General features: G+C 65.6%; 23 protein-coding genes. 6 read left to right on the top strand and 17 right to left on the bottom strand.

Features of this window, described 5'->3' with window-relative positions; all coding sequences use genetic code 11:
• Nucleotides 1-6: 6 nt before the first annotated feature.
• The 12 genes from ACEN2S_RS13180 to ACEN2S_RS13125 form a co-directional block, all read right to left on the bottom strand.
• Entirely contained in the window at nt 7-783 is a 777-nt protein-coding gene (locus ACEN2S_RS13180) for a TIGR02186 family protein (RefSeq protein WP_441866623.1), read from the bottom strand.
• Nucleotides 780-1,700 carry a sulfite exporter TauE/SafE family protein gene (locus tag ACEN2S_RS13175; protein WP_441866622.1) on the bottom strand — a complete coding sequence of 307 codons (921 nt, stop codon included), beginning with the start codon at nt 1,698-1,700 and terminating at the stop codon, nt 780-782. The genes ACEN2S_RS13180 and ACEN2S_RS13175 overlap by 4 nt, the downstream gene beginning before the upstream one ends.
• 196 nt (nt 1,701-1,896) lie before the next feature.
• Entirely contained in the window at nt 1,897-2,343 is a 447-nt protein-coding gene (locus tag ACEN2S_RS13170) for a GNAT family N-acetyltransferase (protein WP_441866621.1), read from the bottom strand.
• A 4-nt stretch (nt 2,344-2,347) separates the two neighbouring features.
• Entirely contained in the window at nt 2,348-3,154 is an 807-nt protein-coding gene (locus tag ACEN2S_RS13165) for a purine-nucleoside phosphorylase (protein WP_441866620.1), read from the bottom strand.
• On the bottom strand, nt 3,138-4,106 hold the full coding sequence (locus ACEN2S_RS13160) for an ABC transporter permease (RefSeq protein WP_441866619.1): 969 nt from the start codon (nt 4,104-4,106) through the stop codon (nt 3,138-3,140). The genes ACEN2S_RS13165 and ACEN2S_RS13160 overlap by 17 nt, the downstream gene beginning before the upstream one ends.
• The gene (locus ACEN2S_RS13155) at nt 4,103-5,200 is read right to left on the bottom strand and encodes an ABC transporter permease (protein ID WP_441866618.1); all 1,098 of its coding nucleotides are present in this window, start codon (nt 5,198-5,200) and stop codon (nt 4,103-4,105) included. Before ACEN2S_RS13155 ends, ACEN2S_RS13160 begins: the two co-directional genes overlap by 4 nt.
• Nucleotides 5,201-5,204: 4 nt before the next feature.
• Entirely contained in the window at nt 5,205-6,770 is a 1,566-nt protein-coding gene (locus ACEN2S_RS13150; protein WP_441866617.1) for an ABC transporter ATP-binding protein, read from the bottom strand.
• Nucleotides 6,771-6,776: 6 nt separating this feature from the next.
• Nucleotides 6,777-7,766, bottom strand: coding sequence for a BMP family lipoprotein (locus ACEN2S_RS13145; protein WP_441866616.1), 990 nt, complete (start codon nt 7,764-7,766; stop codon nt 6,777-6,779).
• A 108-nt stretch (nt 7,767-7,874) separates the two neighbouring features.
• Nucleotides 7,875-8,330, bottom strand: a complete 456-nt coding sequence (locus ACEN2S_RS13140; protein WP_441866615.1) for a GNAT family N-acetyltransferase — start codon at nt 8,328-8,330, stop codon at nt 7,875-7,877.
• Nucleotides 8,327-8,992, bottom strand: coding sequence for a tRNA (adenosine(37)-N6)-threonylcarbamoyltransferase complex dimerization subunit type 1 TsaB (tsaB, locus tag ACEN2S_RS13135; protein ID WP_441866614.1), 666 nt, complete (start codon nt 8,990-8,992; stop codon nt 8,327-8,329). The genes ACEN2S_RS13140 and tsaB overlap by 4 nt, the downstream gene beginning before the upstream one ends.
• Nucleotides 8,982-9,545: a NifU family protein gene (locus tag ACEN2S_RS13130; protein ID WP_441866613.1), complete on the bottom strand. Its 564-nt coding sequence runs from the start codon at nt 9,543-9,545 to the stop codon at nt 8,982-8,984. Before ACEN2S_RS13130 ends, tsaB begins: the two co-directional genes overlap by 11 nt.
• A 161-nt stretch (nt 9,546-9,706) precedes the next feature.
• Nucleotides 9,707-10,162: a universal stress protein gene (locus tag ACEN2S_RS13125; RefSeq protein WP_441866612.1), complete on the bottom strand. Its 456-nt coding sequence runs from the start codon at nt 10,160-10,162 to the stop codon at nt 9,707-9,709.
• A 217-nt stretch (nt 10,163-10,379) separates the two neighbouring features.
• On the opposite strand from ACEN2S_RS13125, the gene ACEN2S_RS13120 reads away from it, so the two are divergent.
• The 3 genes from ACEN2S_RS13120 (at nt 10,380) to ACEN2S_RS13110 (ending at nt 14,042) form a co-directional block, all read left to right on the top strand.
• Nucleotides 10,380-11,309, top strand: coding sequence for an NAD-dependent epimerase/dehydratase family protein (locus tag ACEN2S_RS13120; RefSeq protein ID WP_441866611.1), 930 nt, complete (start codon nt 10,380-10,382; stop codon nt 11,307-11,309).
• Nucleotides 11,306-11,920, top strand: coding sequence for a sugar transferase (locus tag ACEN2S_RS13115; protein ID WP_441866610.1), 615 nt, complete (start codon nt 11,306-11,308; stop codon nt 11,918-11,920). The genes ACEN2S_RS13120 and ACEN2S_RS13115 overlap by 4 nt, the downstream gene beginning before the upstream one ends.
• 112 nt (nt 11,921-12,032) lie before the next feature.
• On the top strand, nt 12,033-14,042 hold the full coding sequence (locus tag ACEN2S_RS13110; RefSeq protein WP_441866609.1) for a polysaccharide biosynthesis protein: 2,010 nt from the start codon (nt 12,033-12,035) through the stop codon (nt 14,040-14,042).
• A gap of 141 nt (nt 14,043-14,183) precedes the next feature.
• On the opposite strand, the gene truA is transcribed toward ACEN2S_RS13110, so the two are convergent.
• Entirely contained in the window at nt 14,184-14,960 is a 777-nt protein-coding gene (gene truA / locus ACEN2S_RS13105) for a tRNA pseudouridine(38-40) synthase TruA (RefSeq protein ID WP_441866608.1), read from the bottom strand.
• 133 nt (nt 14,961-15,093) lie between these two features.
• Here truA and ACEN2S_RS13100 point away from each other — a divergent pair, with 133 nt between their 5' ends.
• Together ACEN2S_RS13100 and ACEN2S_RS13095 are read left to right on the top strand one after the other, a co-directional pair.
• Nucleotides 15,094-16,509 (top strand): YcjX family protein, encoded by a 1,416-nt coding sequence (locus tag ACEN2S_RS13100; protein WP_441866607.1) that lies wholly within the window; start codon nt 15,094-15,096, stop codon nt 16,507-16,509.
• Entirely contained in the window at nt 16,506-17,537 is a 1,032-nt protein-coding gene (locus tag ACEN2S_RS13095; protein ID WP_441866606.1) for a YcjF family protein, read from the top strand. The genes ACEN2S_RS13100 and ACEN2S_RS13095 overlap by 4 nt, the downstream gene beginning before the upstream one ends.
• Here the strand turns inward: ACEN2S_RS13095 and ACEN2S_RS13090 are convergent.
• Complete coding sequence (locus ACEN2S_RS13090; protein ID WP_441866605.1) at nt 17,534-17,947, bottom strand: group III truncated hemoglobin; 414 nt, start codon at nt 17,945-17,947, stop codon at nt 17,534-17,536. The genes ACEN2S_RS13095 and ACEN2S_RS13090 overlap by 4 nt on opposite strands.
• 353 nt (nt 17,948-18,300) lie before the next feature.
• Here ACEN2S_RS13090 and ileS point away from each other — a divergent pair, with 353 nt between their 5' ends.
• Nucleotides 18,301-21,210 carry an isoleucine--tRNA ligase gene (gene ileS, locus ACEN2S_RS13085; protein ID WP_441866604.1) on the top strand — a complete coding sequence of 970 codons (2,910 nt, stop codon included), beginning with the start codon at nt 18,301-18,303 and terminating at the stop codon, nt 21,208-21,210.
• A gap of 58 nt (nt 21,211-21,268) precedes the next feature.
• On the opposite strand, the gene ACEN2S_RS13080 is transcribed toward ileS, so the two are convergent.
• The 3 genes from ACEN2S_RS13080 to ACEN2S_RS13070 all read right to left on the bottom strand — a co-directional run bounded on the left by ACEN2S_RS13080 (nt 21,269) and on the right by ACEN2S_RS13070 (nt 23,986).
• Nucleotides 21,269-22,147, bottom strand: coding sequence for a DUF2189 domain-containing protein (locus tag ACEN2S_RS13080; RefSeq protein ID WP_441866603.1), 879 nt, complete (start codon nt 22,145-22,147; stop codon nt 21,269-21,271).
• Between the two features lie 222 nt (nt 22,148-22,369).
• Complete coding sequence (locus ACEN2S_RS13075; protein WP_441866602.1) at nt 22,370-23,062, bottom strand: CDP-alcohol phosphatidyltransferase family protein; 693 nt, start codon at nt 23,060-23,062, stop codon at nt 22,370-22,372.
• 285 nt (nt 23,063-23,347) lie between these two features.
• The gene (locus ACEN2S_RS13070; RefSeq protein WP_441866601.1) at nt 23,348-23,986 is read right to left on the bottom strand and encodes a hypothetical protein; all 639 of its coding nucleotides are present in this window, start codon (nt 23,984-23,986) and stop codon (nt 23,348-23,350) included.
• Nucleotides 23,987-24,156 lie beyond the last annotated feature (170 nt).

Here is a 24,156-nt window from a genome sequence, read left to right as displayed (position 1 = left end):
TCCGGCCTATTTGTTGAACATCCGGAACACGGCCGAGGCCGTCCAGCCCGCCACCACCGCCAGCACCAGTGAAATGGCGCCATAGGCCATCGGGTTTTCCTGGCTCAGCGCATAGACGAACCGCTCAAGGCCCACGCGGCGCACATGGATTGCCGCGCGGTGCTGGTCAATGACCTTGCCGTCGCGCAGCAGGAACATCCGGGTCTTGTAATCGCCCTCGGTCAGGCTGGCGGGCAGGGTGAAATCGGCGCGAAACAGCGTCTCTTCTTCCAGCGCGACGCCGGTTTCATTCAGGTTATAGAGCCCCTCATCCTCACGGATCCGCAGCAGCGCCTCGGTGAATGGGGTGGCATCCGAGACCTCGAGCGGCCCGTCAAAGGAGCGCAGCGCCAAGGGGATCGAGATGCGCTGGCGCACATCTTCATCGGGGTTCAGAATTTCGCTCAGGGGCGCGGTGGAGGCGATGGCGTAAAAACTGGGCGTGCCCGCCACGCCCACGGCTTCGGTGTTCACCCAGATCCCGGCGCGCCGCTCTTTCTTGCGGATGGTCAGCGCCCCCGGCGGCCCTTCCACCGTGACAATCACCTGCAGCGAACTGTCCAAGGGCATCGGCGTCTCGCGTTTCACGGCGCCATAGATCAGGATTTGCGAACCGTCAAAGCTGGCGGTGATCCCGATGGAGTTCTGGCTGAGGCCCGCCACCACGGTTTCTTCCGCCCGTGGTGCCGAGACCGGCAGCACCAGCGCCGCGGCCAGCGCGAGAACGGCAATCCGGCGCATCATTCAACCCCCGTGACGGTGATCGAGAACACCTCGGAGGGCTTGATCAAAAGGTCGAGCGCCAGCTTGCCCGCAACGAGAAGGACCATCGCCGCCAACAGCACCCGCAACTGCTCGGCCTTCATCTTGGCCCCCAGCCGGGCGCCGATCTGCGCGCCGATCACCCCGCCCACGATCAACATCAGCGCCAGCACCACGTCGACCGATTGGTTGGTGATCGCATGCATCATCGTGGTGAAAGCGGAGACAAACAGGATCTGAAACAGCGAGGTGCCGATCACCACTTTCGTCGGCATCCCCAGCAGGTAGATCATCGCCGGCACCATGATGAAACCGCCGCCGACCCCCATGATCGCACCCAAAACGCCGACAAACAGCCCGACGATAAAGGGCGGGATGACGCTGATATAAAGGCCGGAGGCGCGGAATTTCATCTTCAGCGGCAGGTTATGCACCCAGCCATGCTGATGCCGCTTGCCGGTGCTGCGGATGCCCTTGCGGGCCCGGCGCATCGCGCGCAGGGATTCCTGAAACATCAGCAGCCCGACCAGCCCCAGAAACAGCACATAAGAGAGTTGCACCGCGAGGTCGATCTGCCCGAGCGCGGAGAGGAAGTTGAAAACCCAGATCCCCATGCCAGAACCGCAGAGGCCGCCGACCAGTAGGACCAGCCCCATCGGGATGTCCACCGCCTTGCGTTTCAGCTGCGCCAGCACGCCCGAGACCGACGAGGCCACAACCTGATTGGCGCCGGTCGCCACCGCCACCGTCGGCGGGATGCCAATGAAGAACAGCAAGGGCGTGATCAGAAAGCCACCGCCAACGCCAAACAGCCCGGACAGGATGCCGACGATCCCGCCCAGCCCCAACAGGACATAGGCATTGACCGAAACTTCGGCAATCGGAAGGTAGATCTGCATGTATCAGGGCCCTGACGGCGGTTTTTTACCACTCTTGCCCGGATGTGCAGCAGCGTCAAACGCTCTGGCGGCCAAAGCGTCTATGGGCCGGAGACGAAGGCCTGACTGTGGCTAAGCTGCATCCTCGACCAACCTTATCGTCAATAAATAAAGGCACTTGGCGGCTGTTTGCGACGCTTTTGGGCGGATAGCGGCCTCAGAGCGGGCGACGGTATTGAACGAAGGAACTGCGCGTCGCCAGCCGGTCATAGAGCTTTTGCGCGGTCCTGTTCTCCGCGTCGGTCACCCAATAGAGCCGCTCGGCCTGCGCCGCGCGCGCCGCCTCGGTCACTCCCTCGATCAGGGCGGCAGCAATCCCCTGTCCACGCGCGGCGGGGTCGACGAAGAGGTCCTCGAGATAGCAATAGCAGGTCGCGGCCCAGGTCGAGCGGTGCAGGACATAGGCGGCGAAGCCGAGACACTGCCCGTTGCGCGCTGCGATCACGAGATGCAGCGACTCGGCAGGGTCGAGCGCGCGGGCAAAGGTCAGATCGGTCTGTGCCTCGGGCAGGGTCTGCTGGTAAAAATCCAGATACCCCTGCCAGAGCGGCAGCCAGCCCGCCCGGTCCTCGGCCCGCGCGGGACGGATCTCAACGCTGGTCACTGGCTTAGACCAGATCGCGCAGATAGCGGCGCAGGACCTTTTCCAGCTTGGCCGCGCCCAAAGGTGCCATCGCCTTGGTATGCTCATGGCTGATCGCTTCCGTGCTCAGCCCGGCGCCCATATTGGTGATGACCGAGACCGCTGCCACCCGCAGCCCGAGGAACCGCGCGAGGATCACCTCCGGCACCGTCGACATGCCCACCGCATCGGCGCCCCAGCGTTGCGCCATGCGGATCTCGGCCGGTGTCTCGAAGGAGGGGCCGGAGAACCAGCAATAGACCCCCTCGGCCAATTCGACCCCCTCGGCTCCGGCGGCCTTGGCCAGACCCGCGCGGATGGCCGCGTCATGCGCCTCGCTCAAGGGGACGAAGCGGGCATCCGTCGGCTCGCCAAACAGCGGGTTGGAGCCGGAGAAGTTGATGTGATCGTTCAGCATCATCAGATTGCCCGGCGGAATGTCGGGGCGCAAAGACCCGGCGGCATTGGTCAGGATCAGGCTTTCCGCGCCGAGCGCCTTCAGCACCTCGAGGGGCAGCCGCATCACGCTGGCATCGCCCTTTTCATAGTAATGCGCCCGGCCACCGAACACCGCAACGCGCTGGCCCTCCAGCGTGCCGATCACCAGTTTCGGGTTATGCCCCGAAACCCCCGCATGCGGGAATCCCGGCAGATCGGCATAATCTATCGCCACGCCCTCCACCGCATCGGCCAGATGGCCAAGGCCCGAGCCGAGGATCAGCCCCAGTTTCGGCGGCTCTGCGCCCGCCCGGTCGCGGATCAGCGCGGCAAGGGTCTCAGCGTTCTTTGACATAGGGTTCGCCTCCGGCACGGGGGGGGATTGCCTTGCCGACGAACCCGGCGAGGATGAAAACGGTCATGATGTAGGGCAGGCTCTCCAGAAGCTGCGTCGGCACCGTCAGCCCGGCGAGCTTGACCAGAAAGTCCGGCCGCAGCGCCAGCGCCTGCAAGAAGCCAAAGAGCATCGTGGCCCCCAGCGCATACCAGGGCCGCCATTTGGCAAAGATCAGCGCCGCCAGCGCGATATAGCCGCGGCCAGAGGTCATTTCCTTGCCAAACCCGGCCGAGAGTGCCGTGGCGAGATAGGCCCCGGCCACCCCGCAGAGCACGCCTGCAATGGCCACCGCCGCAAAGCGTAGCCGCACGACCGAGATCCCCGCCGTGTCCACCGCCGCCGGATTTTCGCCGACCGCGCGCAGCCGCAGGCCAAAGCGGGTGCCATAGAGCAACCAGGCGCTGAATGGCACCAGCGCAAAGGCCAGATAGACCAGCACCGAATGCCCGGAAATCAGCCCGTGATAGAGCGGCCCGATGAAGGGCACGTCCTTGATCGCCTGGGCGCCGGGCAAGATGATCGGCTCAAACCGCGCCGCGCCGGACAGCGGCGGGGTGCGCCCGCCCTGACCGAACCATTTCTGCGCGATCAGCACGGTCAGCCCGGAGGCGAGAAAGTTGATCGCCACGCCGGAAATCAGCTGATTGCCGCGGAAGGTGATGGCCGCCAGCCCGTGGATGCCCGCAAACAGCAGACTGGCGCTGATCCCGGCCGCAAGGCCGATCCAGGGCGAGCCGGAGACGGCCGCGATGGCGCCCGAGAAACAGGCGGCCACCAGCATCTTGCCCTCAAGTCCGATGTCGAAAATCCCCGCCCGCTCGGAGTATAGCCCGGCCAGACAGGCCAGCAGCAGGGGCACCCCCAGCCGCACGGTCGAGCCGAGGATCTGGATCAGATCAAGATAGCTCATGCCCGTTTCCTCCGGTTGAGCGCGAGGAAGACGCGCTCCAGCGGCATCCGCACCATATTGTCCAGCGCCCCGGTGAACAGGATCACCAGTGCCTGAATCACGGTGATCAGTTCCCGCGGGATCGAGGTCCAGAGCGCCAGCTCGCCGCCGCCCTGATAGAGAAAGCCGAAGAGCAGCGAGGCGAGCAGGATGCCGAACGGATGGTTGCGGCCCATCAGCGCCACGGCAATCCCGATGAAGCCCGCGCCATCGACCGAATTCAGCACCAGACGCTCGGATTCGCCCATGACGTTGTTGATCGCCATCATCCCGGCCAGACCGCCCGAGATCAGCATGGCATAGAGGGTGATTTTCACCGGCGAGATCCCGGCATAGACCGCCGCAGGCTGCGATTTGCCAAAGGCGCGGATCTGATAGCCGAGCCGCGTGTGCCAGATCAGCGCCCAGACCGCGACGCAGGCGATCAGGGCGACGAAAAAGCTGATATTGGCCGGGGTGTTCTTGCCCCAGACCATGCCGATGCCCGCCGCCATTTCGTTCAGCGTCGGCAGATGCGTGGCCGCCGGAAAGCGGGCCGTGGCCGGATCCATGCTGCCCACCGGGCGCAGGACATTGACCAGCAGATAGTTCAGCAGCGCCGCGCCGATGAAGTTGAACATGATCGTGGTGATCACGATATGGCTGCCGCGTTTGGCCTGCAGCCAGGCGGGAATCGCGGCCCAGGCGGCGCCAAACAGCGCGGCCCCCAGAATGGCCACCGGCAGCGCCAGCGCCCAATGCGTCCAGGGCAGCATCAGGCAGACCAGCGCCACCCCGAGGCCGCCCATCGTCGCCTGCCCCTCACCGCCGATGTTGAACAAAGCGGCATGGTTGGCCACCGCCACCGCCAGCCCGGTGAAAACAAAGCTGGTGGCGTAATAGAGCGTGAATCCCCAGCCATAGCTCGACCCCAGCGCGCCCTCGATCATGATCTTCAGCGCCTCAACCGGGTTTTCCCCGATGGCGAGGATCACCAGACCCGAGATGGCAAAGGCCAGGATCAGGCTGAGGAGCGGGATCAGGGCGAGATCCGCCCATTTCGGCATCTTTTCCATCGGTCTATTTCACCCCGGCCATCAGCAGGCCCAATTCGCGTTCATTCGTCTCGCCGGGCAGCCGTTCGCCCATGATCTGGCCGTCAAACATCACCGCAATCCGGTCCGAGAGCGACATGATCTCATCCAGCTCGACCGAGACGAGCAGCACCGCCTTGCCCGCGTCGCGCAGCTCGACAATGCGTTTGTGGATGAATTCGATCGCCCCGATGTCCACCCCCCGCGTCGGCTGGCCGATCAGGAGAAGGTCGGGATTGCGCTCGATCTCGCGGGCGAGCACGATCTTTTGCTGGTTGCCGCCCGAGAAATTCTTGGCCGCCAGCGTCGGGATCGGCGGGCGCACGTCGAAACGCTCCATCTTGCCCTTGGTGTCGGCCAGGATCGCCTCATTGTCCATGAACAGCGCGTTCTTCTGATATTCCGGCGCGTTGTGATAGCCGAAGGCGACATTCTCCCAGGCGGCGAAGTCGAGGATCAGCCCCAGATGATGCCGGTCCTCGGGCACATGGGCAATGCCGCGCGCGCGCCGGGTCTGGGCATCCGAGGAGGTGCCGGTCAGGTCAATTTCCTCACCGTTCAGCCGGATGCTGCCAGTGCCCTTGGCAAAACCGCCCAGCACTTCAAGCAGTTCGGACTGGCCGTTGCCCGCCACGCCCGCAATCCCCAGAATCTCGCCCGCGCGGATGGAGAGCGAAATGCCCTTCAGCCGCTCGACCTTATCGGCATCAACCACCCTGAGGTTCTCGATCCGCAGCACTTCCGCGCCGGGCTTGGCCGGAGTTTTGTGGACGTTGAGCAGCACCTTGCGGCCCACCATCAGCTCGGCCAGTTGTTCGGGGCTGGTCTCGGCGGTTTTCACCGTGGCGGTCATCTCGCCGCGTCGCATCACGCTCACCGTATCGGTGATTTCCATGATTTCGCGTAGCTTATGGGTGATCAGGATGATCGTCTTGCCCTGTTCGCGCAGGTTGCGCAGGATGCGGAACAGGTGATCGGCCTCATCCGGCGTCAGCACGCCGGTCGGCTCATCGAGGATCAGGATATCGGCCTGCCGGTAAAGCGCCTTGAGGATCTCGACCCGCTGCTGATGGCCCACCGACAGCTCTTCAATCAGCGCCTCGGGGTCGACATTCAGCTCATATTCGCGCGCCAGATCGGTCAGCGCGGCGCGGGCCTTGCGCAGGCTGGGGCGCAGCAGGGCCCCATCTTCCGCGCCGAGGATGACGTTTTCCAGCACAGTGAAATTCTGCACCAGCTTGAAATGCTGGAACACCATCCCGATCCCGGCGCGGATCGCGGCCTGGCTGTCGGGAATGGCGGTGGGTTTGCCCGCGATCAGGATCTCGCCGGCATCGGCTTTGTAAAATCCGTAAAGGATCGACATCAGCGTGGATTTCCCCGCGCCGTTCTCGCCGATGATCCCGTGGATCGTGCCGGGCATCACCCGGATCGAGATGTCCTTGTTGGCCTGAACCGGCCCGAAGGCCTTGGAGATTCCGCGCAATTCAATGGCCGGAACCACGGTGGGGGCGGCAGTTTCCTGCCGCCCCATCATATCTGCCGCTGCCATGCGCGCTTACATCGCCGGGCAGGTGTTGTCCAACATATAGTCGTGAACCACGATCTCGCCCGAAGCGATCTTGGCCGCGGCCTCGTCGACTTTCGCCTTCATCTCCGGGCTCACCAGCGCGGCGTTGTTGTCGTCCATCGCATAGCCGACGCCGCCCTTGGCAAGGTCCATGACCTGCACGCCCGTGGCCACATCGGTGCCCGCCTTGAAGGCATCATAGACCGCATTGTCCACGCGCTTGGTCATCGAGGTCAGCACTTTGCCCGGGTGCAGGTAGTTCTGGTTGCTGTCGACGCCGATCGACAGGATGCCGTCATCTGCCGCCGTTTGCAGCACGCCGATGCCAGTGCCACCTGCGGCCGCAAAGATCACATCCGCGCCCTGGCTGATCTGCGCCTTGGTCAGCTCGCCCCCCTTCACCGGGTCATTCCAGGCGGCCGGGGTGGTGCCGGTCATGTTCTCGACGAATTTGATATCCGGATTGGCGGCTTTCGCGCCCTGCGCATAACCGCAGGAGAATTTGCGGATCAGCGGAATGTCCATGCCGCCGATAAAGCCGACAGTGCCGGTTTTCGAGGCAAGACCGGCCATCATGCCGACGAGATACGAGCCCTGCTCTTCGGTAAAGACCACCGAGGAGACGTTGGGCTGATCGACGACCATGTCGATGATGACGAATTTCGTGTCCGGGTAATCCGGGGCGACCGAGTTCAGCACGTCGCCAAAGGCAAAGCCGGTCATCACGATCGGGTTGGCGCCGGTTTCGGCCAGACGGCGCAGCGCCTGCTCGCGCTGGGCTTCGTTCTGCATTTCCAGCTCTTTGTAGCTGCCGCCGGTCTCATCGGCCCAACGCTTGGCGCCCTCATAGGCGGCCTCGTTGAAGGATTTGTCGAATTTGCCGCCGAGGTCGAAGATCAGCGCCGGATCGGCATGGGCCAGACCGGCGGTCAGCGCGAGCGAGGCGGCAGCGCCCAGCAGTTTTTTCATCAGGGTCATCAGTATCTCCCGGTCTGTTATGGTGCCCTTGGCGGGCGCCCGTTGGCAGGCCATTGGCCTGCGGATGCGGCGATTAGGGCGAAAGCTGACGAACTGGTCAATAGCAATTTAACCGCTTGGTCGAATGTCGGAAGGTGACGCAGGGGCCAGTGCCCGCGTCATGACCACTGCATCTTCCGGACGCCCGTCCGGGTGGCGGTAATAGCTTTTGCGCCGTCCCTGCGGCTGCCAGCCCAGGGCGGCGTAGAGCGCGCGGGCCGGGTCATTTCCGACCGCCACCTCCAAAAACGCGGTTTCAGCCCCGCGCAACCGGGCAGCCTCCTCAAAGGCCAGCACGAGCGCGCGCGCGCGTCCCTGACGCCGCAGCGCCGGGGCGACAGCAAGGGTCAGCAGTTCCGCCTCGCCCGCCAGCGCGCGGCCCATCACGAAACCCTGCGCATCGCCGCAGAGATATACACCGGTCATGCCAAGGAGATCGGTGAATTCGGCGGCAGACCAGGGACGCGGTGTGCTGAAGCATTGAGCATGCAGCGCGGCCAGTGCGGCGACATCGGGCAGGCTCACGGCAGAATCACCGGGGCCGGATCGGCGGGCGGGGCCGCATCGGCGGCGCGCAGATAGAGCGGGGCGGGGCGCGCCAAGGGGCCGGTCAGCGCCAGGCCGGCGTGGCGCGCCGCAGCGATACGCGCGATGGCTTCGGGCAGGGGCAGCGCGGCCTCTGTCACCCTTGATGCAAGGCCCTGCGCCACGGCCGCCGCCGCCGCCGTTCCCGTCACGGCAACATCGGCCCCGAGGGGGGACAGATCGGCCAGCGGCATCAGGCATGGCGCGCTGATTTCTTGCGCGAAACTCTGCTGGTAGACCTCGCCCCGTTTGGCATCCTGCAGCACGGTGCAGGGGCGCGGCAGCCCTTCCGCCGCCGCCTCCAGCGCCGAAACGCCGATGGCCGGAATCCCGAGCGACAGCGCCAGCCCTCGCGCGCAGGACACCGCAATCCGGATGCCGGTGAAATTCCCCGGCCCGGTGCCGACGCCAAGCGCGCCCAGATCGCCCCAGCCATAGCCATGCCGTGCCAACAGCGCCTCCAGCATCGGCATCAGATGTTCGACCTGGCCCTTGGCCATCTCGTCAATGCGGGTTTCCAGAACCCGGTCGCCCAAGAGCAAAGCGGCCGCGCAATGCGCGGCCGATGTGTCAAAGCCAAGAACCAATGTCTCAGACGGCAACGGGACGTACCTCGGTCACCTCGGGGATGTAGTGGCGCAAGAGGTTCTCGATCCCCATTTTCAGCGTCAGCGTCGAGGAGGGGCAACCGGCGCAAGCACCCTGCATGTGCAGATAGACCACGCCACGCTCAAAGCCGTGGAAGGTGATGTCGCCGCCATCCTGTGCCACGGCGGGACGGACGCGGGTGTCGAGAAGTTCCTTGATCTGCGCCACAATGGCACCATCGGGGCCGTCATGCGCGGCGTGGCCGCCTGCGGCGACGGCTTCGCCCTCCATCACCGGCGCGCCGGATTGGAAATGCTCCATCACCGCGCCCAGAATGGCGGGTTTTGCATGGTCCCAGGCGGTGGCCTCATCCTTGGTCACCGTCACGAAATCCGAGCCGAAGAACACGCCGGTCACGCCCGGCACCGCAAAGATGCGGCGGGCAAGCGGCGATTTCTGCGCAGCTTCCGCGCTGGGGAAGTCGGCGGTGCCCATGTCCAGCACGGTCAGGCCGGGCAGAAACTTCAGGGTCGCGGGGTTCGGCGTGGATTCGGTCTGGATGAACATCGGTAAGCTCCTCGGTCAGCGCCAGATATGCGCCTTGCCCCTGCCATAGTCAAGGTTTGGAACGATTCTAAAGTGCATGCCGCATGTGCCTTTTCCAGGCGCCTGCCGTGCGGGCGGTGTCAGGCCGGGGGGGCGTCAGCTCGGGGAGCGGGGGCCGGGGGTCAGGTGATGGCCTCCAGCCGCTCTTTCGACATTTCGCCGGGCACGATGGTCATCGGGCAGGGCAGGCTGCCGGAATTGCGGGTCATTTGCGTCACCAGCGGACCGGGGCCGGATTTATCCGTGCCCGCGCCCAAAACCAGCACACCGATCTGCGGATCATTGGCGATCACATCCAGAATCTCGGTGGCGGGCACGCCCTCACGGATCACCAGCTCCGGGTCCACCCCCTGCCGGTCGCGCATCCATTTGGCGAAAACCTCGAAATGCGCCACGATCCGTTCGCGCGCTTCCTCGCGCATGATGTCGGCAACCCCGAGCCAATGCTGGAACTCTTCCGGCGGGATCACGGACAAGATGGTGACCCCGGCGCCCGTATGGGCGGCCCGCATTGCGGCGTACCGCATGGCGTTCAGACATTCGCGGGTGTCGTCGAGCACCACCAGAAACTTGCGCATCGTTCTCTCCCTCATCTTCGCGCGATGATTGCCGCAAAGGTCCGGGCCTGTAAACCGGCAGAGTGGTGGTGCGCGCGGCGGCCGCCTCCGCACCGGTCCCGAACGGCCTGCCCTCCGCACCGCCCCCCCCGCACCGCCCCCGCCCCCGCATAGATGGTTCCGCAACCGCGGGGGCAATGCTATGGCGGCACAAAGCGCAGACAAGGCGGGGGGCGACATGACGGACAGGTCGGGCAAGGCACGGCTGCTCATCCTGGGGGGCAACGGGCGGCTGGCGCGCCTGTTGCGCCCGGCCTTTGCGCTCTTGCCCGAGCCGCCGCGCTGTCTCTGGCAGGCGCGGCAGGCGGCACCGGGCATTGATCTGATCCTTGATCCCCTCGCCGAACCGCAGGCATTGGCCGCCGCGATGGCGCAAGCCGAGGTTACCCTGGTGCTGGCGGGCCGCATCCAGGGCAATGCGGCTGATCTGGCGGTGAACAGCACATTGGCGCTGGCAGCCTTGGCGGCGGCGGCGGGGCATCCGGTGCTGCTGGCCTCGTCGGCGGCGGTCTATGGGGCGGGGCAGGGCCTCCTGCGCGAGGATGGCCCCGCCGTGCCCCTTGCGCCCTATGGCATCGCCAAACAGGAGATGGAAGCGGCGGCGGCCCTGCAAGCAAGCGGACCTTGCTGCAGTTTGCGGATTGGCAATGTGGCGGGGGCGGATGCCCTGCTGGGGCAGTCGGCCCCTGCCGGAGGCCGCATTCTCGATATCTTTGCCGACGGGCGCAGCCCCGCGCGCAGCTATATCGGGCCCATGGCGCTCGCCGTGGCGCTGGACCGGCTGGCGGCGCGGGCGGCGGCGGGCGAAAGCCTGCCCGACCGCCTCAATCTTGCCCTGCCGGGGGCGGTGGAGATGGCCGACCTGCTGCGGGCAGCGGGAGAGCGCTTTGTGCCACGCCCCGCACCGGTCAGTGCGATTGCCTCGGTTGAGCTGGATGTGTCCCGCGCCGTCGCCCTCGGCCTTGTCCCGGCCTCAAGCCCGGCGGAAGGGCCAGATGTCCTGTTGCCGGGTGCAGAGGCCGCCAATGCACAGGCGCGCGCCATTCTGGCGGATTTGCGCATGGTTCAGGCCGCAGCCGCTTCCAATGGTCCGGAGGCCACATCATGACCCTGTCAAAACGCCTGTTCGACATCCTGTTCTCGGTGCTGCTCGGGGTGCTTCTGGCGGTGCCCATTCTGGGGGTTGCTGCGATCCTGGCGCTGCGCGAAGGCCGGCCTGTGCTCTACCGGTCCGAACGCATGCGCGGGCCCGATCAGGCGTTCGAGTTGCTGAAGTTCCGCACCATGCGCGCGAGTGTCGAAAATGCCGGGGTCTCGGGCGGCGACAAGGCCGGGCGCATGTCCGCCTTTCAGCGCCGTCTGCGCCGCACACGGCTGGATGAGCTGCCGCAGCTGTGGAACATCTTGCGCGGAGATATGAGCTTTGTCGGCCCCCGGCCCCCGCTGCGCCAATATACCGAACGGTTCCCCGCGCTCTATGGTCAGGTGTTGCGCAACCGGCCGGGCGTTACCGGCCTTGCCTCGCTGGTCTATCACCGGCACGAAGAGCGCATACTTGCCGATTGCAGCACCGCCGAGATGACGGATTCCGCCTATTGCCGTCGCTGCATCCCCGCAAAAGCCCGGCTGGATCTGATCTATCAGCGCCACCAGACCCTGTGCTTTGACGTGGTTTTGCTGGCAAAAACCTTGAAAAGCGTTGCCCGGAAGGGGCCGTGAGTGCTGCAATGCGGCGTAGACGATTGTTGCAGATTGCTTGCAACTGTGACTTGCTCTAATCGAGCATGAAAGGATCCGCAGTCAACGCACGCCATTTGAGAGAAAGTCGGGGATGATCCGAACGCTGGTCGCCATGACGCGCCGTCAAAAAGCCTTGATCCTGCTGGGGTTGGACTTTTGCCTGGTGCCTCTTTCCCTGTTTCTGGCCCTGTCACTGCATGCCGCCTCTCGGGGCTCGCTCTCTCTCCTTGCGGATTTTACCCCCTATCTGGCCGTCGCGGCAGGCGTTGGTGCGGCGCTGTCGATCCGCCTGGGCGTGCCGTTCACGCCGCTCAAGGATTATCAGCTCTCGGGGGTGCTGCGCAGCACCGTCGTGGCAATTGGTGTGGTGATCGTCACGGCGGTTCTCGCCGTCACGTCGGGGCAGGCCGAAATCGGGCATCCCGGTGTGATGGTGTCGTTTGGCCTGATTTTGATGGTGACGATGATCGCTTTGCGCGGCGGCCTGTTCTACCTCGTGCTGGGCATGTACCGGCGCAGCCGCGAAGTGACGCGGGTGGCGATTTACGGGGCAGGGCGCACGGGGCTGGCGCTGGCCGCAGCGCTGCGCAGCCATCCCCATATCGTGCCTTTGGTGATCCTGGATGACAATGCCACCCTGCGCGGGCTGAACCTGTGCGGGCTGCCGGTGATGTCGGGCGGGCAATATGCCAAGGTGGTTGACCGCTACAAACTGAGCCGTGTCATTCTGGCCATGCCCAACCTTTCGGCCGACAAGCAAACCTACCTCTCGCGGCGGTTTGAAAAACTGGGGGTTGAGGTCCAGACCCTGCCATCCTTTGCCCAGCTTCTGGGCAGCGATGATTTGCTGGAGAAACTCACCCCGGCGGGGCTGAACGGTCTGCTGCGCGCCGATCATTTGCGCGATGCCGGGGGCCGTGGCTATGAGGAATATCGCGGCGCCTCAGTGCTGATTTCGGGGGCGGGCGGCTCGATCGGTCTGGAACTCTGCCGTCAGGTGCTGGCCTGCCGTCCGCGCCAACTGGTGATGCTCGAACTGAGCGAACTGGCGCTGTATAACGCCGAGGCTGAAATGCGGGTGCTGGCGGAGGCCGCAGGCGTGCGGGTGGTGCCGGTTTTGGGCTCTGTGCAGGACGGCAAGCTGGTGGAGAATGCGCTGGCGGAGCATCGGGTCGAGATTGTCCTGCATGCGGCGGCCTATAAACATGTGCCGATGGTCGAGGCCAATCCGCGCGTCGGCGTGTCCAACAACACCCTCGGCACCGCGGTTCTGGCGCAAAAGGCGCGCGACGCCGGGGTGCGGCGCTTCGTCCTCGTCTCGTCTGACAAGGCGGTGCGGGCAACTTCGATCATGGGCGCCTCCAAACGTTTTGCCGAACTGGTGGTGCAGGATCTGGCGGCGCGGCCCGGCAAGACGCGGTTCTCCATCGTGCGCTTTGGCAATGTCATGGGCTCCTCCGGTTCGGTGATCCCGCTGTTTCAGGAGCAGATCGCCCGCGGTGGCCCGGTCACCCTGACCGACCCCTCGGTCACCCGCTATTTCATGAGCATTCAGGAAGCGGCACGTCTGGTGCTGCTGGCCGGGGCCTTTGCCGAAGGCGGCGAGGTTTTCGTGCTGGACATGGGCGAGCCGGTGCAGATCCGCGATCTGGCAGAGCGTCTGATCGCCGCCGCTGGTTTCACGCTGCGCAATGCGGAAAACCCCGATGGCGACATCGAGATCGTGGTGACCGGATTGCGGCCGGGCGAGAAGCTTTATGAAGAGCTGATGATCGCCCCTGGCGTGCAGGCGACGGCGCACCACAAGATCGTCAAAGTGCGCGAGGCATCTCTGTCTGAGCTGGAAATGGCGGGTGCGCTCAAGGCGTTGCGCGACGCGGTGGTGCAGGGCAGCGATGCCGCCGTGCTCAGCGCCGTTGCGCGGGCGGTGGCGGATTATCAGCCAAATCCCGATGCGCAGCAGGCCCGGGACGCTGCCGCCGAGGCCGTCAGGCTCGATCCGCCCGCTGTGCAGGCGCCAAAGCCCGCCACCCTTGCCCCGATGGCCGCGGGCAGCCCGGCCAAAGCCCGGGGCGTGGCGAGCAAAACGCCGGCAGAATAAAGGGCGCGCCCCGTCTGGCTGCGCAGGCCGGCATGCCTATGGGGGGCAGACGCCGCCGTGTCGTGGCTGCGCGCAGGGCCAAGGGCGGCCCCGCCCGTGCGGTGCCCGGCCCCAGTTAAGGCGCCCCGTCAAGGCACCGCGTCAAGCCACCGTCTGAAACGGATCCTCTGGATAGCCCACGCCACAAAGATAGAGCCCCTGAGGCGGGCAAACCGGCCCGCAGGCCGCGCGATCGCGCGCCGCCAGGGCCTCGGCCACGCGGTCAGGGGCCCAGGCGCCCGCGCCCACCCGCTCCAACGTGCCAACGATGGAGCGCACCTGATTGTGCAGAAAACTGCGCGCCCGCAGGTGAAAGTTGATTTCCTGCCCCTGCGTGGTGGCAACGGTTTCGATGCGGATCTCATCCAGCGTCTTCATCGGCGATTTCGCCTGACAGAGCGAGGAGCGGAAGGTGGTGAAATCATGATGCCCGAGCAGATGCGCCGCACCCGCCCGCATCGCCTCGACATCCATCGGCGCCAGCACCTGCCAGACCTTGCCACGGTCATGCACCACCGGCGCGCGGCGGCAGACAAGGCGGAAGAAATACCGCCGCTCGCGCGCCGAGAACCGCGCGTGAAAATCGTCATCCACCCGGGCCAGATCGACAATCGCAATCGGTGCGGGCTTGAGGTGATGGTTGATCGCCCCGGCCAGACGGAACGTGTCCCAGTCGCGGATCAGATCGACATGGGCCACCTGCGCCGTGGCATGCACCCCGGCATCGGTGCGCCCCGCCGCCGCGATGCTGTGCTCGCCCGGCTGGATCTTGGCCAGCGCGGCCTCGATGGCACCTTGCACCGAGGGGTGATTGTTCTGCCTTTGCCATCCGGCAAAGGGCACACCGTCATATTCGATCTTGAGGGCATATCTGGGCATGCCGCCCCATAGCGCGCCACCGCCCCCGCTGACAAGTCCGCCGCAGCGCTCCGGGCTGCGGATCTGCACAGTTCCCCTGTAAACCTGCGCCGGGAATGCCTATGTTCGGGGCAAGCAAGAGTGGGGCAGGGGCATGGCGCGCATCGCCGACCGTATCGGCACATTGGGCAGCGATCTGGGCGATGCGGTTTCCGGCGCGCTGTTCGATCAGACCATCCGCCTTGGCATCACCGGCCTGTCGCGGGCGGGCAAGACGGTGTTCATCACCTGCCTCGTCGCCAATCTGATGGACCGCGCCCGCATGCCCGGGCTGGTCGGGGCCGATGTGATCAGCGCGGCCTTTTTGCAACCGCAGCCGGACGACACCGTGCCGCGCTTTGACTATGAAAACCATCTGGCGGCGCTGACCGGCCCCGCGCCCTATTGGCCCGAGGGCACCAAGGCGGTGTCCGAGCTGCGGCTCTCGTTCCGCCTGCGCCCACGCGGTCTGCTGGGCGGGCTGCGCGGCGCGCGGCGGCTGCATCTGGACATCGTGGACTATCCCGGCGAATGGCTTCTCGACCTGACGCTGATGGAGAAATCCTATGCGGAATGGTCGGCCGAAACCCTGTCGCGGCTGGAATCCCGCAGCGATACCGCCCCGCCGGAGGCCGCGGCCTATCGCGCCGCGGTCACCGCCACCGACCCCGCCGCCCCGCTGGACGAGCCGCAGGCCCAGGCGCTTGCCCGCGCCTTCACCGCGCATTTGCAGGCGGCCCGCGCGGCGGGCTGGTCGGATTGCACACCGGGGCGGTTCCTGCTGCCGGGCGAATTGGCGGGCTCTCCGGTCCTGACCTTCGCGCCCTTGCCGCAGCCCGAACCCTGCCCGCGCGGCTGCCTCTGGCGCGAGATGGAGCGCCGCTATGAGGCCTATAAGGCCAGGATCGTGCGCCCCTTCTTTCGCGATCATTTCGCCAAGATCGATCGGCAGGTGGTGCTGCTGGACGTGCTCGGAGCGCTGCATCACGGCCCGGCGGCGCTGGAAGACATGCGCCGCACGATGGCGCAGATCCTGACCGCGTTCCGACCCGGCAAAACCGCCTGGCTCGCCAGCCTTCTCGGCGGGAAGCGGGTCGAGCGGATCCTGTTCGCCGCCACCAAGGCCGACCATCTGCATCAAAACCAACATACGAAACTGACGGCGATTCTGGCGGCCTTGCTGCGCGATGCGCGCGACCGGGCGGATTTCGCGGGCGCCGACACCGCGGCGATGTCCATCGCCAGCCTGCGCACCACGGTCGAGGAGACCCGCCCCAGCCGGGGCGAGTCCCTGGACATGGTGCGCGGCCATCTGCCCGGCGGCAAACAGGCGGCGTTTTATGCGGGCGATCTGCCCGCCGACCCCGCCCGCCTTCTGGCCCCCGCCCGCCAGGGCGCCGCCGACTGGCCGCAAGACCGCTTTCAGGCGATGGATTTTGCGCCCGCGCCGCTGCATCTGCGCCCGGGCGAGGGGCCGCCGCACATCCGCCTCGACCGCGCCGCGCAATTCCTGATCGGGGATCTTCTATGAGCCAGCCACCGAAAGCACCGCTTGTCATCGAGCTTGAGCCCGAGGATCTGGCGCCCGGCCCGCTGGGCGCCCCGATGGGCCCCGCCGAGGCGCCGCTGATCGACGATGCGGGGGCGCCCCTGCCGCAGGGCCGGGCGATGCAGATGGCAGCACGGCTGGCGGCGCGCCCCCCCTCGCGCCTCGCGCGGTTCTTTTGGCAAAGTGCGGGGGCGGCGTTCAGCTTTTTCCTCGGGCTGGCGGCGTGGAACGCGCTGACGGCGCTGATCGCGGCGCATCCGGTGCTGGGCTATATCGGCACCGGGCTGACGCTGGCCTTCTTGCTGGCGGCGCTTCTGGTCATTGGCCGCGAGCTGCGGGCCTGGGCGCGGATGGCGCGGCTGGACAAGGTGCATCGCGCCGTGATGCAGGCCGCCGCCGGATCTGACCGCAAGGCGGCGGATGCGGTGGTGGATCAACTGCTGACGCTCTATGCCAAACGCGAGGATATGCGCTGGGCCACGAACCGTCTGTCTGAGCGGCGGGCAGAGGCCTTTGATCCTGACACGCTGCTCTTGTTGACCGAAACCGAACTGATGGCGCCGCTGGACACCGCCGCCCGCGCCGAGGTGGAGGCCGCGGCGCGCACTGTGGCGACGGTGACGGCACTGGTGCCGTTGGCGCTGGCGGATGTGGTGGCGGCACTCACCGCCAATCTGCGGATGATCCGGCGGCTGGCCGAGATATACGGCGGCCGCGCGGGCACCTTTGGCAGCTGGCGGCTGGCGCGCACGGTGCTGACGCATCTGGTGGCCACCGGTGCGGTGGCGGCAGGTGATGATCTTTTGGAGACGATGGCGGGCGGCGGCATCCTGTCAAAACTCTCGCGCCGCTTTGGCGAGGGGGTGGTCAATGGCGCGCTGACCGCCCGGGTGGGCATTGCCGCGATGGAGGTCTGCCGGCCGATGCCGTTTGTGGCGCTGCCAAAGCCGCGGGTGACCAATCTTGTCGGCCGGGCGCTGACCGGGCTCTTTGGCCGCGACAAGGCCTAAAAGAACTTCGGTACCTCGCCGGGCGCGCGCCCGATATCCTCAACGCCCTGTTTCAGCCCCTGACCGATCCGATGCGCCAGCGCCGACCAGCCCGCGGCGGCCAGCGGGTCCAGCTCTTGCCGCAATGTGTCGTCAAACAGGCCGAGCCAGACCGGGAAATGCCCCGGTTTGACATCCCCCGCCCGGCGATGCGCCATCATCGGGCTGCCCTCATAGCCGCGCTCAAAGAGAATGGCATTGCGCCAGAAGGCGGCGATCTTCGCCTCATGCTCGGGCCAGTCGGTGACATGCGCGCCAAAGATCGGCCCCAGCATGTGATGCCCGCGCACCCGTGCGTAAAATGCAGCGACCACCCGGTCGATCTCTTCGGGGGTAATCTCAAAACGCGGTGGCAGTGGGCTCGGGGGCATCGGGATCTCCTTCGCCCCCGAGATAAGCAGAGGCGCGCCGCGCCGCAAGCGCCGCAAGGTCGCAGTCTTGCTTCGGTGCAAATATCCCCGCCGGAGGCTCCTGCGGCGATCACGGAAGCCTCCGGCGGGGATATTTAGAACGAAGCAATGCAAAAGCGCCGGGTGCTGCCCTTGCCGGGTGCGCCCCCACTTGCCGGGTGCGGCGGGCACTTCTATAAGGCGGGCATGATCTGGCATCTGCGCATATCCGCACGAATTACCGGCCCGGCGCTCTGACGCGTCAGGGTTGCCGGGAGATGAGCCATGCCCGGGCGCTTTGCGCGCCCGACACCCCCCTGCTTTAGGAAAATTCCATGTGCGCCGATACGCCTGAAACCACTGTCGATTACCGCGATACCGTCTTTTTGCCCGAAACCGATTTCCCGATGCGCGCCGGTCTGCCGCAACGCGAGCCGGAATGGCTGGCGCGCTGGGCGGAGATGGGCATCTATGACCGCCTGCGCGCCAAGGCCGCCGACGGCAGCCGCGTGCCCTTTACGCTGCATGACGGCCCCCCCTATGCCAATGGCCATCTGCACATCGGGCACGCGCTGAACAAGACGATCAAGGACATGATCGTGCGCTCGCATCAGATGATGGGTCGCGATGCGCGCTATGTGCCGGGCTGGGATTGCCACGGTCTGCCGATCGAATGGAAGATCGAAGAGCAATACCGCGCCAAGGGGCTGAACAAAGATGACGTGGACATCGTCACCTTCCGGCAGGAATGCCGCAGGTTTGCCGAGGGCTGGGTGGATATCCAGCGCGAGGAGTTCCAGCGTCTGGGCATCACCGGCACCTGGAATGACCCCTATCTGACGATGGATTTCCATGCGGAATCGGTGATCGCGCAGGAATTCATGAAATTCGTGATGAACGGCTCGCTCTATCAGGGCTCAAAACCCGTGATGTGGTCGCCGGTAGAAAAGACCGCTCTGGCCGAGGCCGAGGTGGAATATCACGACCTGACCTCGCATACGATCTGGGTGCGTTTCCCGGTGACAGCGGGCGACCTTGCGGGCGCTTCGGTGGTGATCTGGACCACCACGCCCTGGACCATCCCGCAGAACCGCGCGGTCTCGTTCGGCCCGGGGATCGCCTATGGGCTGTATGAGATCGGTGATGTGGCCGAGAATGCCACCGCCAGGACCGGCGAGAAGATCATCGTGGCGGATGCGTTGGCAGCCTCGATCTTCACCGCGGCCAAGGTGGAAAGCCACACGCGCCTGGCCGATGTGTCGGCGGCGGCGCTGGAAGGCATGACCCTCGCGCATCCCTATGCGGGGATTGAGGGCGGCGCGGGCGAGTGGGACTTTGACGTGCCGATGCTGCCGGGCGACCATGTGACCGAGGATGCGGGCACGGGCTTTGTGCATACCGCGCCGAGCCATGGGGATGACGACTATCAGATGGGGCTGAAATTCGGCCTGCCAATGACCTATAATGTCGAGCCGGACGGCAGCTACCGCGCCGATCTGCCGCTGTTCGGCGGTCTCGCGATCATCACCGCCGAGGGCAAGGAAGGCCCGGCCAATGTCGCCAATATCAAGGCCTTGCATGGCGCGGGCGCTTTGCTCGCCAAGGGCAAGATCAAGCACAGCTATCCGCACAGCTGGCGCTCGAAAGCGCCGCTGATCTATCGCAACACGCCGCAATGGTTTGTCGCGATCGACAAGGATTTGAATGATGGCATGGACGAGCATGGCACCACGATCCGTCAGCGCGCGCTGAAAAGCATCGAGGAGCTGGTGAAATTCACGCCGGCCACCGGCCGTAACCGCCTGCATGCGATGATCGCGCAGCGGCCCGATTGGGTGCTCTCGCGTCAGCGCGCCTGGGGCGTGCCGCTGACTTGCTTCACCAAGGCCGGGGCGAAGCCGACGGATGCCGATTTCCTGCTGCGCGATGCTACGGTGAATGCCCGCATCGCCGATGCCTTTGAGGCTGAGGGCGCGGATGTCTGGTACACCGAGGGCTTCAAGGAAAAGATGCTCGGCGGGCTTTATGATCCGGCGGCTTATGTGCTGGTGCGCGATGTGCTCGACGTGTGGTTTGACTCCGGCTCGACCCATGCTTTCGTGCTGCGCGACCGCGCCGATGGCACGGCGGATGGCATTGCCGATGTCTATATGGAAGGCACCGACCAACACCGCGGCTGGTTCCATTCCTCGCTTCTGCAGGCCTGTGGCACCAAGGGACGCGCGCCCTATCGCGGGGTGGTGACGCATGGGTTCACCCTGGACGAAAAGGGCATGAAAATGTCCAAATCGCTGGGGAACACCATCGTTCCGGCGGAAATCGTCAAGGATTACGGCGCCGATATCCTGCGGCTCTGGGTGGCGCAGGCCGATTACACCTCGGATCAGCGGATCGGCAAAGAGATCCTGAAGGGCACGGCGGACAGTTATCGCCGGCTGCGCAACACCCTGCGCTTCCTGTTGGGGAACCTTGCGGGCTTTACCGAGGCCGAAAAGGTCGCCCCGGCCGAGATGCCGGAGCTGGAGCAATGGGTGCTGCACCGTCTGGCCGAACTCGACCAGCAGGTGCGCAAGGGTTATGCCGCCTATGATTTCCAGGGCGTGTTCCAGACGCTGTTCACCTTCTGCACGGTGGACCTCTCGTCGCTTTATTTCGACATCCGCAAGGATGCGCTCTATTGCGACGCGCCGGGGGCGCTGCGCCGCCGTGCCGCGCGGACGGTTCTGGATATCCTGTTCCACCGGCTGACCACCTGGCTCGCGCCGATCCTGGTGTTCACGATGGAAGACGTCTGGCTCTCGCGCTTCCCGGGGGCCGACAGCTCGGTGCATCTGCAGGACATGCCGGAGACCCCGGCGGATTGGCTGAACGAACCTTTGGCGGCGAAATGGGCACAGATCCGGCAGGTGCGCCGGGTGGTGACCGCCGCGCTGGAGGTGCAGCGCACCGCCAAGGTGATCGGGGCCAGCCTTGAGGCGGCGCCGGTGGTGCATGTCGAGGACAAGGAAGTGCTGGCCGCGCTGAAATCGGTGGATTTCGCCGGGCTCTGCATCACCTCGGATCTGTCGCTTTCGGCCGATCCGGCCCCGTCCGAGGCCTTCCGCCTGCCGGAAGTGCCGGGCGTCGGCGTGGTGTTCGAGCTGGCCTCGGGAGAGAAATGCGAGCGCTGCTGGCAGATCCTGCCGGATGTCGGCAGCCATGCACATGCGGGCACCTGCGCGCGCTGTGATGCCGCGCTGAGCTGAGGCTGAAGGCCCTTGCCAGTGGAAAGGCGCGCCCGGGTGGCGCGCCTTTTTCATGTGATCAGCGGCGTGGCAGCGGCTCTGCCGGAACCACGGCACGGCGATAGAGATGCCAGGTTGCATGGCCGAGCACCGGCAGCACGAGGATGAGGCCGATGAAGAAGGTCATCACCCCCAGCCCCAGCAACACCGCGACAGTGGCCCCCCAGGCGGCGGTGACCACCGGGTTTTGCCGCGCCAATGTCAGCGAGGCGACCACCGCGCGGCCGACGCCGACATGCCGGTCGATCAGCAGCGGAAACGAGATCAGCGTGGCGGCCAGCACACAGGCCGCAAAGACAAAGCCCGTTGCCATCCCGATGATCAGCATCGCCCAACCCGCGCCGGTCGTGAAGATATCGCGCAGGAAGGCACTGGCCGAGGCGGGGGATTCCGGCCCCATCGTCATCGCAAAGATGAAATATGCCGTCACCATCCAGACGGCAAAGGCGGCCAGCAGATAGCCCCCAAGGAGCAGGATCGGAAAGAACGACGGCGAGGTCAGAATCGCAAAGGCGTCGCCCCAGCCGGTCTCCACACCCTGCTCGCGCCGACGGCTCATCTCATAAAGCCCGATGGCGGCGAGCGGCCCCAGCAGGGCAAAGCCCGAGACGAGCGGGAACAGCAGCGGCAGCATGTCGCGGTCCAGCGCGAGGCGTACGAGCAGCAGGCCGATCACCGGATAGACTAGCACGATGAACATCACATCGGTGCGCAAGGCCATGAAATCGTCCAGCCCCTTGCGCAGGGCGACAGAAATGTCCGCGAGTTCAAGTTTGTTCAGGGTGACCGGCGCGGCGTCGTCGCCGATGATTTCACCGGTGCCATCGCTGATCCGGTGCCGACTTCGGCCCAAGGATGCCGCGGCCCAGGACAGAGGATTGCCGATTGTTGCGACCATGACGTGTCTCCCTCATCTCGAAAGAGTGACGGGCAGAGCGCGGTGGCGCATCGGCCCCAGGATATTGACGTGGGGTCATCTTAGCAGATAATCGACGATTTGTCCTCTGCCGCCGCCGATCTCACGCAGCTTTGCGCCAGATCATGCCCGATCGGGATGCCGCAGTGCAGAGCAACGCAGCCGTAACAGGCCGCCGTAACAGGCTGCCGGTCAGGCGCGTGGTCAGGTGCGGCGGGGAAAAAGCTCTTGCACGATGCCAGCCAGGAGGAGGTAGAGCGAGGTGATCACCAGCCCCCAATGCGCCCAGCTGCCGGGGTGGAAATCATCCACCGCCGCCCAGGCGGCAAAGCCGGTCCAGGCCAAAGCGACGGGCAGCGAGAGCATGCGCCACCGCTCGGTCCGCACCGGGTGGATGAATTTCAGATTGGTGAACATCGTGGCCGCGAGGGCGACAACGATCCCCAGCACGATCCAGAAATTCGGCTGCACGGCAAAGAGCACCAGCACCACCATATTCCAGCAGGCCGGAAAGCCTGCAAAGGAATTATCCTTGGTTTTCATGCGCGTATCGACGAAGTAGATCACCGACCCATAGGTGATGACGATGATCGCGATCCAGCCGGTCCAGCCCGGAAGCACGCCCGATTTGAACAAGGCATAGGCCGGAATGAAGACATAGGTCAGATAATCGATGATCAGATCCAGCAGCACGCCATCATAGGTGGGCCAGTTCCGCTTGACATCATAGCGTCTCGCCAACGGGCCATCGATGCCATCGACGACAAGGGCCACGACAAGCCAAAGGAACATCAGGCTCCATTGTTCCTGAACGGCGGCAAGCATCGCCAGCATCGACAGGACGGCGCCGGTCGCGGTGAGCAGATGAACGAAGAGGGCTTTCAGGCGCGGTGTCATGTGCCCGTCATGCCGCAATCTGCCGGTTGAGGCAATGCTTGCGGCGCAAGTTATCGGAAATCCCGAAAAACCGTGGCGCGGCGGCGCGGGGCGGGGCCTTGTGCAGCATGGCGCGGTGGGGCCTCGGCGCCGATGGACCCCGGGGGAGGGTCCATCGGCGCTTGCAGGTGGTCAGTGCGCGCGCGGCGGCGGGGGTGAGGTGCGGCCGGACGGGCAAGGGTGTTTTCAGGGCCACGGGCTGTTGGGGGTGAGGTCGCGCGTCGCCCTGTCAGATCAAGCCGGGGGTCAGGCCACCTCCGACAGCAGGTTGAGGAACTGGTTCGCCCGATTGCGGTCAAATGTGACGTTGTCCTGACCCTGTTGCGCCGACCGGGCCTCGAACAGGGATCGATAGACGCTGTCGGCCGCCTTCGTGGTGCTGGCGCTTTCCTCGGGGGAGGGGCCGTGCGGACCATTGCCCTCGCGGGCGTCCGCGGTTCCGGTGGCGGCGCCTGTCGCCTCGCTGCTGTGGGGGCCATCTGCCGAGGTCAGCGCAGAGGTAAAGGCGCCCAACTCATCCGCGGACACCTGTCCATCGGCGTTGGAATCGGCGGCGCTGAGAATCTGGGAGAGCAACGCGCCCGCTGCGCTTTCGGTGCTTTCGGCGCTGCCCGAGAGGGCGCTGTCGCCATCCGTATCGCCATCGCTGTCGGTGCGCAGCGCGTCGAACAGGGATTTTGCGCTGGCGCCGGTGCCGGGAGGCGGGCCGGGCGGCGGACCTGCGGGGGGACGTCCTTCGGTGGCTTGCGTCGCGTTGGACGCAGCGCCGGACCCGCTGGCGAAATCGGTGGTGGCGGCGGTGCTTTTGCTCTGCTGCGTGCCCTGCAGCTGCTGAAGACCGGCCCACGACGCTCCCGCCAGGGATGTCATCGAAATCAGGGTCATGGGATACCTTTCTGGTTGAGCCCTGCCTCTATCGATGGCGCCGAGACCTTAACCGTTGATGAGGTTTTGCGGCAGCCTTGCGATGAAATGCTGAAAATACCGGGCAATTTCGCCCTATGGGGGCGGTATGGCCGGGGAGCTCGCCGGTGGGTTGCGGGCGGTGGGTCGTG

This window comes from Phaeovulum sp. W22_SRMD_FR3, assembly GCF_052113705.1.
In the GTDB taxonomy this organism is placed as follows: domain Bacteria; phylum Pseudomonadota; class Alphaproteobacteria; order Rhodobacterales; family Rhodobacteraceae; genus JBGQOG01.
This window is presented reverse-complemented; position numbering and strand designations above follow the sequence as displayed.